10 protein-coding genes are annotated in these 10,119 nt (G+C 45.1%); 4 read left to right on the top strand and 6 right to left on the bottom strand.

Annotated features, from left to right (window positions below; genetic code table 11):
* Positions 1 to 7 precede the first annotated feature (7 nt).
* Together ACRC32_RS26625 and ACRC32_RS26630 are read right to left on the bottom strand one after the other, a co-directional pair.
* Complete coding sequence (locus tag ACRC32_RS26625; protein WP_438556799.1) at positions 8 to 364, bottom strand: hypothetical protein; 357 nt, start codon at positions 362 to 364, stop codon at positions 8 to 10.
* Between the two features lie 84 nt (positions 365 to 448).
* On the bottom strand, positions 449 to 580 hold the full coding sequence (locus tag ACRC32_RS26630) for a hypothetical protein (protein WP_438556800.1): 132 nt from the start codon (positions 578 to 580) through the stop codon (positions 449 to 451).
* Positions 581 to 584: 4 nt separating this feature from the next.
* Here ACRC32_RS26630 and ACRC32_RS26635 point away from each other — a divergent pair, with 4 nt between their 5' ends.
* Positions 585 to 1,160, top strand: a complete 576-nt coding sequence (locus tag ACRC32_RS26635) for a Uma2 family endonuclease (RefSeq protein WP_438556801.1) — start codon at positions 585 to 587, stop codon at positions 1,158 to 1,160.
* A gap of 326 nt (positions 1,161 to 1,486) precedes the next feature.
* Entirely contained in the window at positions 1,487 to 1,705 is a 219-nt protein-coding gene (locus ACRC32_RS26640; RefSeq protein ID WP_438556802.1) for a DUF4327 family protein, read from the top strand.
* A gap of 130 nt (positions 1,706 to 1,835) precedes the next feature.
* On the opposite strand, the gene ACRC32_RS26645 is transcribed toward ACRC32_RS26640, so the two are convergent.
* The 4 genes from ACRC32_RS26645 to ACRC32_RS26660 all read right to left on the bottom strand — a co-directional run bounded on the left by ACRC32_RS26645 (position 1,836) and on the right by ACRC32_RS26660 (position 6,585).
* Positions 1,836 to 3,062, bottom strand: coding sequence for a protein kinase domain-containing protein (locus ACRC32_RS26645; protein ID WP_438556803.1), 1,227 nt, complete (start codon positions 3,060 to 3,062; stop codon positions 1,836 to 1,838).
* Between the two features lie 4 nt (positions 3,063 to 3,066).
* A complete protein-coding gene (locus ACRC32_RS26650; RefSeq protein ID WP_438556804.1) occupies positions 3,067 to 5,121 on the bottom strand; it encodes a serine/threonine phosphatase in 2,055 nt (684 codons plus the stop codon).
* A gap of 274 nt (positions 5,122 to 5,395) precedes the next feature.
* A complete protein-coding gene (locus tag ACRC32_RS26655) occupies positions 5,396 to 6,022 on the bottom strand; it encodes a pseudouridine synthase (protein ID WP_438556805.1) in 627 nt (208 codons plus the stop codon).
* A gap of 137 nt (positions 6,023 to 6,159) precedes the next feature.
* Positions 6,160 to 6,585 carry a DUF1824 family protein gene (locus tag ACRC32_RS26660; RefSeq protein WP_438556806.1) on the bottom strand — a complete coding sequence of 142 codons (426 nt, stop codon included), beginning with the start codon at positions 6,583 to 6,585 and terminating at the stop codon, positions 6,160 to 6,162.
* Positions 6,586 to 7,360: 775 nt separating this feature from the next.
* On the opposite strand from ACRC32_RS26660, the gene ACRC32_RS26665 reads away from it, so the two are divergent.
* The gene (locus ACRC32_RS26665) at positions 7,361 to 8,452 is read left to right on the top strand and encodes a glycosyltransferase (RefSeq protein ID WP_438556807.1); all 1,092 of its coding nucleotides are present in this window, start codon (positions 7,361 to 7,363) and stop codon (positions 8,450 to 8,452) included.
* Between the two features lie 39 nt (positions 8,453 to 8,491).
* Positions 8,492 to 10,119 (top strand): GumC family protein (locus tag ACRC32_RS26670; RefSeq protein ID WP_438556808.1); only part of this gene is annotated, 1,628 nt, incomplete at its 3' end.

Below are 10,119 nucleotides of genomic sequence, written 5' to 3' on the forward strand. Positions count from 1 at the left end.
TATGGCATCAATCATGCTCTCCGTATATGCTCTCGCGGGTAAATGCTTCTTCTGGCAGAACGGGCAGTTTTACTCGTTGAACTAAAATATTCATATCAGCTTGCCATTGTCTAGAATCGAAAGGCTCTTTCCGGTGAAAGCTGCTAGAGTGGTCTTCTGTGGTTGTAGCCTCTTGTTCCAGTCTTATCAAGCGTTCGAGCATCTTATCGAGATATGGTTCAATATCATCTAGCGAACGGCTAGTAATTTTTACCAAAACTTGAGTAATTGTTTCTAAGTCTTTCTCATGTGCTGACTTAAACTTACGAACAGCTTCAGCCGTTTCGTTTTCATCTTTTTTCTCAAACAAGGGGTTGACAGACATAATATTGTTGCTCGCTTTATTAGACTTACTTACTACTACAAGCATAAATGACGCTTTTCATCGAGTATGAATCTTAGCGATCGCCTATAAAAAGAATATGCGATCGCAACCGAACAAAACTAGAATATTCATAGTAACCACCATTTCACTGAATTTTTCTGCGATCGCTTGTTGATGATAGATTTGCACTAGAGGAATTGCCTGTATATTTAGCACAGCAATGAACAGTAGCCTGACGATAAATTCATTAAAACTCTCGGATGCAGACTTTGAACGAATTGTCCGAGCTAATCCAGAGTGGAATTTTGAACAAACAGCAGCAGGAGATTTAATTATTGTGCCACCCACAGGAGGAACATCTAGTCGTAAAAACTTGAACCTGACTCAACAATTAGGCAATTGGGTGGAAGCAAACTTAAATTTAGGAGAAGGGTTTGATTCCAACGTCTTATTCGTGCTGCCAAATGGGGCAAAACGTTCTCCTGATGCTTCTTGGGTAGAAAGACGGCGCTGGGAGGCTTTGAGCCAACAACAGCAAGATGGTTACGTTCCCCTATCTCCTGACTTTGTAGTCGAGTTGCGCTCCCCCACCGATGCTCTGGAAGAGCTGCAAATTAAAATGCAGGAATATATGGATAATGGTGCGCGTTTGGGTTGGTTAATTAATCCTCAAGATCGTCAAGTTGAAATTTACCGTCTGGGACAACCAGTAGAAGTTTTGCAAGCTCCTTTAACTTTATCTGGTGAAGATGTGCTACCAGGTTTCGTGTTAAATTTACAGCGAATTTTTGTCTAAGTCTGGGGCGATCGCCTAATACTAATTAACCGTACTGCATCAAAGAGCAGTAATTATTGTTATCATATTTTACATAGCTAAGAAAACCCAATCGCTTTTAGCGCCCAATTTCACTTACCTGCATTCCAGTTACTCAACTGGCACAGTAGTAATTCCCGAACCAATAACAATTGTCAAGGTACTTGCCAAATCATTTGTGGTAGAGTACAAGAGTAGAGAATTGCTTCTGCGCCGAAGAAAAACTCCACGCATCGGTGTTAATCAAAATTCGGAAGCGTTTCAGGTTAGGTATTTAGCAAACTCAATCGAAAATCTAAGTAAAACTTATGGCTCAGCCTGTTATTCACCCAATGGTGAAGTTCCAGCACCAGATCCGTTCGCTCGTAGAATCCAAAATTGTTAGACCAACAGATAGTATCTGGAAAATTGCCCTCGTATTTGGTAATGAATGGTCTTATTGGAAACAGGAATTAACGGATTTCGGCTTTTCCATGCAAGATCCTGTCAGCGAACTGCTATCGGTAGAAGGTTGGGACGAAGAATAGATTCTGTCCGCATTAAATTTGCCCTCAGACATAATCGTCTGAGGTGCATACAAACAAAGCCTACCTGCGCAGGCTACCTTACTATTTAGCCTGCACCAGCGGGCTTGTTTTGTACGTACAAATTTCTAAATCAGTAACACTCGCTCAGTGCTATTGCCAGTTCTTTAGCCGTAGCATAGCGATCGCTAGGTTTAGTCTCTGTTACCCTTGTAATGACTGCTTGCAATTCGGGAGTGACAGTTGGGATGCCATCCAACTGAAATTGATAGCCTTTACTACTAGGACGATAAAATTTATACGGCGCTTCGCCTGTTAACAAAAAAATTAAAGTAGGTCCGATCGCGTAAAGGTCAGACTGAATTAATGGATGTCCGCGTTCTTGTTCGGGAGCGCAATATCCCTCAGCACCAATCCGCGTCACAAAAGCAGTTCCACCAGTTTTCACTGCACCAAAATCTAGCACCACAATCCGATGATCGAGCGATCGCAACATTAAATTAGCGGGTTTAATATCGCGGTGAATTAGCGGTGGCTCTTGGCTGTGAATGTAGTCTAAAATTTCACACGCTTGCAGCATCCAACCAATCGCTTTTGCTGAGGTAACAGGACCGTATTTATAAATTATCTGCTCTAAATTTTGACCGTGAATTAGTTCCATCGCCAAGTATTTTTTCCCGTCTTCGACAAAAAAATCGTAATATTTGGGAATTCCTACATGGTTTAGATGCTTCAAGGCATTAGCTTCCCGCTCAAACAGTTCTTGAGCCTTGGCAACCTTGGCAATTTCAGCATTCATTTCCTTCAGGACGAGTAATTGGGGTTGAGACTTGCGAGTTGAATTGTTCTCCAGAGGCTTTTTCTGACTGGGATTCCAAGCAAGATATGTCGTCCCCATTCCTCCCTGTCCTAAAATACGTAGCACGTGATACTGGTGAATCGTCTGCTGTACTGAAAGGGGCTGACCGCAGTGGATGCAGAATAGGTTCTGTGGTGAATTACCATCATGAGTGCAAGTCTTCTCCCCCGCTATGATACTGGGAGGTTGAAGTTGAAACCTGAGAGTAGGTCCGCCTTTTGCTAGTTGAATTATCGACCCATCGACGATCGCGCTTTGGGAGACTAATACGCCATCCAGAAAAGTCCCGTTCGTCCCCTGATTGATCAGCTGCCAAACATGACTCGATGAATCTTCTCCATTTTGCCGCTGGAGCAGTAAATGATGGCGGGAAACTAGGGGATCTGCCAAAACTACATCGTTGTCGGGGGCGCGACCGATACGGACGATTGACGCATCCTCGAATTGCCATTGTTGCAGGGGTTTGGATTGTTCTGGATGTAGCAGATATAGCGTGACCACACGATTAATGCTCCAACTTCGGGCGCACTTTCAACCGTACTAAGACAACGGTAATATTGTCATGCCCGTTGTACTGATTAGCTAATTCAATCAATTCGCTGACACCTCGTTCTAAGCTAGCGCCTGAGTTAAGTAGTGGTTCGATATGGGTTTCCCAATGTTGCTCTAGTAACCCATTATCCGAAACTCCATCTGATACTAATATCAACAGAGTGTCTTCATTCAATTCCACAAAGCTGACATCAGGATTGACATAATTTTCGTCCCTTGGACCCAAGGCTTGCGTCAGTTGGTAGGCATCAGGACGGGCATAGGCGATCGCTGGTTCCACGCCCCGCAGAATCTCTCGCTGTCCCACTTCGTGATCCAATGTGACTTGCTCTAATCCGCGCTTGCGGCTAAAGCTATAGAGACGGCTATCGCCAACGTGAGCTACAGTCATTTGATTGTTACGGACTAGAACGAGTACCAAAGTCGTTCCCATCCGTCCGACACCAGAACGGGCATCTTGCTGGTTGAGGTCAAAAATTCCTTGATTAGCAATACGGATTGCCTCGCGGATAGAAGCTTCATTGGGTAATGGTTGGTACGGTTGCCAATTGGCATGAAAGTATTCTTGTAGCTTCTTCACTGCTAACGCACTAGCTACCTCACCGCCAGCGTGTCCGCCCATGCCATCACAAAGAATATAAATACCTTGTGCCTCAATCGTGCGATCGCTAGGAAACACGTATTTATCGACTTTGGTGATGATACCAAAACAATCCTCGTTATGATGTCTTTGACGACCGACATCAGTGTTACCCGCATCCTCGATCCCAACCAAATGCATTGGCAGTACCAGAGTCGGTAACTCCTCGCTTTTCATAAAATTCTCTTGAGATTCGTTCATCTGAATAACAGTTGGTGCAGCAGAGTTATTTAAAGTTACTCCAACTTTTCCTCGATCGGCAGCTGCCTCCTGTGTATTCAATACTGAAGGAGAATAAGGTGCGTCGATCGCCTCTAATTGTAATTCACTGCTCGTAGCTTGCAGGCGCGATTGTAGCTCATCTGTTGTCTGAATGTCGCCCGCAGTTAAATCCAACAGTAACTCTACCAAGGAACCAAATTTAGTGCGTTGAGACTCTTGAAATAACTGCTGCCAAATCTGCCCCAAATCTTGCAAGGTTAAATTTCCTTGATTTGGCTCGGGATACAAGCGTTGCAATCCAAAACTCCCAGTCGCATCCACGCGCAAGTTAGATAACTCCAATAAACTTTGGCGACAATGCCAAGGTTCTAGTTCGTGCCACAGCCGTACCATATCCTCAAACCACTGCATAATCTGCATTGGAGTTGTGCTGTGTTCGTGCCACATCTGCATCAGATCTTGCCAATCAGAGCGATCGGCAATCAGAATTACTTGCTGGTTTCCCTGCTGCCAAGCATCGTGGATTTTAGGCAGCTTTTGACTAGATTTTTCACCATATTTAGAGTTGAGGGCAACATAAGTTTTGGCGATCGCCGGAATTGATTGTGCCACCATCACGTTTGCGCCTGCTTCTAGGGGCGATAGTTGAAATGGCTGGCAGTCGAGTACTCTCACTTGTGCCTCTATGCGATCGCTTGGATTCAAAGGCATTTCTAACGGATCGAGCAACTGATAGCGCTGCTGTAAATCTAAATAAGCTCCCGCTGGTAAAGCAGAAGTGGTAAGGCGTGAGTCGTGAGTCGTGAGCGAGAGAGCCAAGGGAGCAGGTGGAGCAGTTCCCTCTGACTTCTGCTGAGATATACTGCTGGGGAGCGATTCTACAATTTTTGGTTCTCCTGCTACGTCCAGCACTTCTACGACTCCTGAGTTGCTAACAGGCGAACCTTCCTGCGGCTCCACAACTCCCATCACGATCGCCCACCACACTGTCCCCGTTTGAGCACCGCAGTTATGGCACAGTTTTGCGTTTAAAGCCACCTGAGTTCCGCACTCAGGACAAAACTTGAAGGTCAGGGGAGTACCACAACCTTGACAAAACTTGTTGGTATTGGCATTTTCGCTCTGACACTGGGGGCAAATCAGCATCTTTAACTTCCTTGTCTTCCCATTTTAGGAGCAGTTTTAACCCTGATGACGGCAGAAAACTGGCTACCCATCCAAGTCGTCACAAGTCACTTTTCCCTACTCAGGAATAGTTCGAGCTATAGATAATAGCAGGATATACCCCAGTAGAGCTACGAGGCTTAAAAAATCAATACTTTGTTCAGCTTAGCAGTTATCAGGGAGCAGTTATCAGGGAGCAGGGAGCAGGGAGCAGGGAGCAGGGGGAAGCTGGGGGAGAAAAAAACCAACAGCCAACTTACGACTTACGAATACCCGACTTACGACTTATCCCTACGCTTTTTAAGAGTAATTCTAGCTCTGGGGCAGTTAAGTCGCGCCATTCTCCGAGTGGCAGATCGCCTAGATATAGGTGAGCGATCGCGACTCGTACTAAGCGTAAGGTGGGAAATCCTACTTTAGCTGTCATCCGCCTTACCTGACGGTTTTTACCTTCTGTTAGGACTAGTTCTAACCATGCTGTAGGCACGCTTTTGCGATCGCGAATTGGCGGATCTCTTGGTGGTAAGGTTGGTTCGGGTTCTAGCAGTTTAACTTTGGCTGGTCGAGTTCGATAATTCTCAATTATCACTCCTTGTTCTAACTGCTGAATCGCTGATGCATCTGGAATTCGTTCTACTTGCGCCCAATAAGTGCGGCTATGTCCAAATTTAGGATCGGCAAGTCGATGTTGAAGTTGTCCGCGATCGGTTAGTAGCATCAATCCCTCGCTATCCCAGTCGAGGCGACCGACAGGATAAACTTTGGGAATGGGAATGTAATCTTTGAGCGTGCGCCGCTCTTTTGCGCCATCGCGATCGCCATCGCTAAACTGGCTCAACACCCCGTAGGGTTTATTAAATAAAATGTATCGGTATTTACCCATTGTATAGGAGACAAGGGAGACAAGGGGGACTTTTATAGAGCAGAGGGGCAGAGGAGAAAAAAACAATCCAAAATCCAAAATCTAAAATCCAAAATTCTCTAGCCGCCAGCCACTAGTCACTGATAACTAACAACTGGTCACTGAAACAAATCCAACGGTAAGTAACCGTAAGTACCGTTGACTGATTCTTCTACCAATGAATGATAGGATACCAGCACGCCGCGATACGTACCTGTGTAGGAGTCGAGGTAGTACGTTTGTCTTTGACCGTTGAATTTAATATATACCGGAGCGATCGCCGCAGCTAAGTCGGTAGGAGCGATCGCAATTGAATATCCTAGAGCTTTGGCATAAGATGCTAATGCTGCTAGCCCCTGCTCTGGCGTGTCGGCACAAATTCCGAAGTTGACGAAATCTGCTTGCGTGCTTAGTAGTACTAATGCTTGTTGCAACTGGGCGGCTTCTGCTGCCGATTCTACAGGTTTAACTTCCAAACAACTGAAAGTTTCCAGTAATTTTTGGGCTGAGGCGATCGCGAAACGATCCGAGAATGGCTGAGACATAAGCAGCGATGCATGAAATAACGCCTGAAGCCCTGCTTGTTGCCATAGTAGAACAGTCTATGCCAAGCAACACGGAGGGAATAATTTGCAGCCTGAAGTAACTTCTAAAGAATAGGCAAGCTGATTCCAAACTATTTTCAAAACATTGTCTAGAACTAGACCTATAATCGATTGGTCGAGGCTAAACTCTTGCCAATTGCGAATTTGATTTAAAGTTTAGTCTCTCATCCTAGCATATGGAAAGTCAGAATTTACTGGCTTTTCCAACTCGGCACGAACTGTTACCTCAGTTGAGTTCGCTTGATGTCAACGATTCTAACCAACTATAGATTCGATTTGGATTGACCGAAAAATATGAGCAAAGCATGAACCTCGATTTTAGTTTCAGTAATTCTGCCAATACGTTGTGAATCCTGTATTCAATGCAACTAATTCCTCTGTGAATGCGTCCAGTCCAATTGAATGCAGAACGCGAACTGCGATTCTCCCTCGAATAAGATGCATTTTTTGCTAGTGCTTCCATTGCTCAATTATTTAAAGTTTAGGTAAATTTTCTCAGCTAGGTATGCGATTCCATCGGTTCTCGATAACAAGTTGAGTATAATAATTTCTGTTTACCTATATTTTCAGTGTATCTACGCAAATGCCAGCTCCTACCAACAAGTACTATCTCTGGAGACATAGTTATTTGTACGTTCGCGGATCCAACAGATGAATTGCAATAATGCCTGTTCCTAAAGTTTGACTCTACTAAATAAACTTCTATTATTTTTTCATGAAGATAGCCCTAGTTCACGATTATCTAACGCAAAGAGGTGGCGCAGAGCGAGTTTTTGAACTGCTTTGTCAACGCTATCCCGAGGCAGACATCTTTACTTCTGTATACGATCCCGAACAAACTGTCGATTTAGGTAACCGTATAGTTCACACGACAGGATTACAAAAAATTCCAGGTGCAGCAAAATATTTCCGAATGCTGGCTCCTCTCTATTTTCCTGCTTTTCGCTCTCTGGATTTGCAGGATTACGACCTCATTATTAGTAGCAGCAGTAGCTTCGCTAAAGCTGTGAAGAAGAGAAAGGGAGCGCAACACATCTGCTTTTGCCATAACGTGACTCGGTTTTTGTGGGATACAAAAACTTACTTGAGAGAGTATGGGGACTATCATTATTTCTATCCATTAATTGAATTGATCTTTCGCAAAATGCGAGAGGTTGACCGAATTTACGCTCAAGAACCCGACCTTTATATTGCTAACTCTAGTATCGTAGCTCGACGAATTAACCAGCACTATGGCAAACCAGCGCTGGTGATTAACTACCCAATTAATAGCGGTAATTTTGCTTTTTCTAACGACAAGGAAAACTTTTATTTAGCATCAGCTCGTCTAATCAGTTACAAACGAATAGACGTAATTGTGGAAGCCTTTAACTGGCTGGGGTTACCTTTATTCATCATCGGCGATGGACCAGAACGCCAACGTTTAGAGTCAAAAGCGCTGAAAAACGTCAGATTTTTAGGACATGTCAGCGATGCCGAACGAAAATATTTGATGTCAAAAGCTTGCTCTGTAGTGGTCGCGGCTTTAGAAGATTATGGACTAGTACCAGTAGAAGCAAATGCCAGCGGTACGCCCGTGATTGCCTATGGCGCGGGAGGAGTCATAGACACTCAAATTCCAGGACATACAGGAGTATTCTTTTACAGACAATCGCCAGATGCAATCCAAAATGCTTTGCTTGCTGCCAAAGAAATTCAGTGGGATTACGGCAAAATTCGCCATCACGCCCTGAGTCATTTTTCAGAACAAGCGTTTTTTAGCAAAGTTGAACGGGCGATCGCCGATACGGTGAGTAGCATTGCATAAGTTCATTAGGATCGTTGTAGACTGTTTGGAGTGCTAGGCATGGTTAGAGTAAATGAAAGTAATATGCCCATGACCGTCGAAGAATCAGACGGTGGGTACGGGCAGTTGTTAGCAGTTTTGATGCGCCGTCGCTACTGGCTGCTGGGGGTTATGGGAGCGGTGTTGACAATTGCCACTGTGTTTACCTTAATCTCCAAGCCTACATATCAGAGCGAGATGCAGTTGCTGATCGAGCCGAATTATCAGGGGAAGAAAGATGGCACGACCCCGAGACAAGGCGAGCAGTATGCTGATTCTGGAGTCACGATTGACGACTATGCCACGCAAATTAACGTCATGCGTAGTTCGCTACTGATTCAAAGGGCAGTCGATATTCTCCGCTCCGAATATCCTACGCTTACAGTGGCGGAGGTGAAGAAAAACTTAGTACTAAAACAAGTTGTTGAAGAAAAAGCCAATACCAAGATCGTCGAGGCGACTTATACAGCAAACGATCCGATTAAAGCGCAAAAAGTCCTGAAAGCAATCCACACAGTTTATCAAATTTATAATCGCGAACAACAAGAGCAGAGATTGAAAAAGGGTTTGAAGTTTATTAACGAACAAATCCCTGCCGTGACGAAAACAGTAGATCAAGCGGAGAACAAATTAGAAGAGTTTCGCAAAAATAATAACCTGATCGATCCAGAGCAACAAGCAGCGACAGTCAATCAATCGTTAAACGCGATCGCGCAGGAGCGCGAAGTCATTCGCGCTCAGTATAATGACTTGCAGGCACGTTACGGTCAACTGCAACAGCAACTCGCTCGTTCTCCGCAACAAGCGCTAGTTGCTTCCCGCTTGAGCCAATCATCTCGCTATCAAACGCTACTCAACGAGTTGCAGAGAACGGAACTCGCCCTATCACAGCGGCGGGTTGTCTTCACGGATGAAGACCCCAACGTGAAAAAACTACTCGAACAACGGCAAAACCTGCTGAGCATGATGAAGCAGGAAGGTGGGCGAGTTTTGGGTGAAGGACAAGCAGCCCAAGCAGCCGCTAGCAATGGGGGAGATGGTATTCTCCAGCAAGGACAGCTAGGAGCGCTCGACCTCAATCTTGCAGGTCAATTGATCGAAATTCAGACAAATATGAACGCGATGCGAGCGCGGGATAACAGTTTAGCGCAAACACAGCAGAAGCTACGTAGCGAGCTCAAGCGCTTCCCAGTGCTATTGGCAGAATACAACCGTCTAGTTCCCTTCGTCCAAATTAACCGCGACAAACTCCAGCAGCTTTTGAGAGCGCAGCAAGAATTAAGTTTAGAAATTGCTAGAGGTGGATTTGACTGGCAAGCTTTGGAAGAACCACGTCTAGGATTGAAAGTTGGTCCCAACTTGAAGCTGAACTTGTTGTTGGGTCTAGTTGCGGGGTTGATGCTGGGTAGCTTAGCCGCCTTTCTACGCGATGCCGTCGATGATTCCGTCTACAGTTCCGAAGACTTGGAGAGACAATTCGAGCTACCATTGTTGGGCATGACTCCAGAATTGCCCAGAGGCAGAGTGGCACAACCAGAAGTCAGTTTGCCCTTTGGCAAACCGCTTCACCTGTCTCCCTGGACGGTACAAGTACGAAATTGGCCCCCATCTTGGGAATCGCTGGATTTGATTTATCGCAATCTCCAGTT

Origin of the sequence: Chroococcidiopsis sp. (genome assembly GCF_051657925.1) — a bacterium.
Classification (GTDB): Bacteria; Cyanobacteriota; Cyanobacteriia; order Cyanobacteriales; family Chroococcidiopsidaceae; genus Chroococcidiopsis.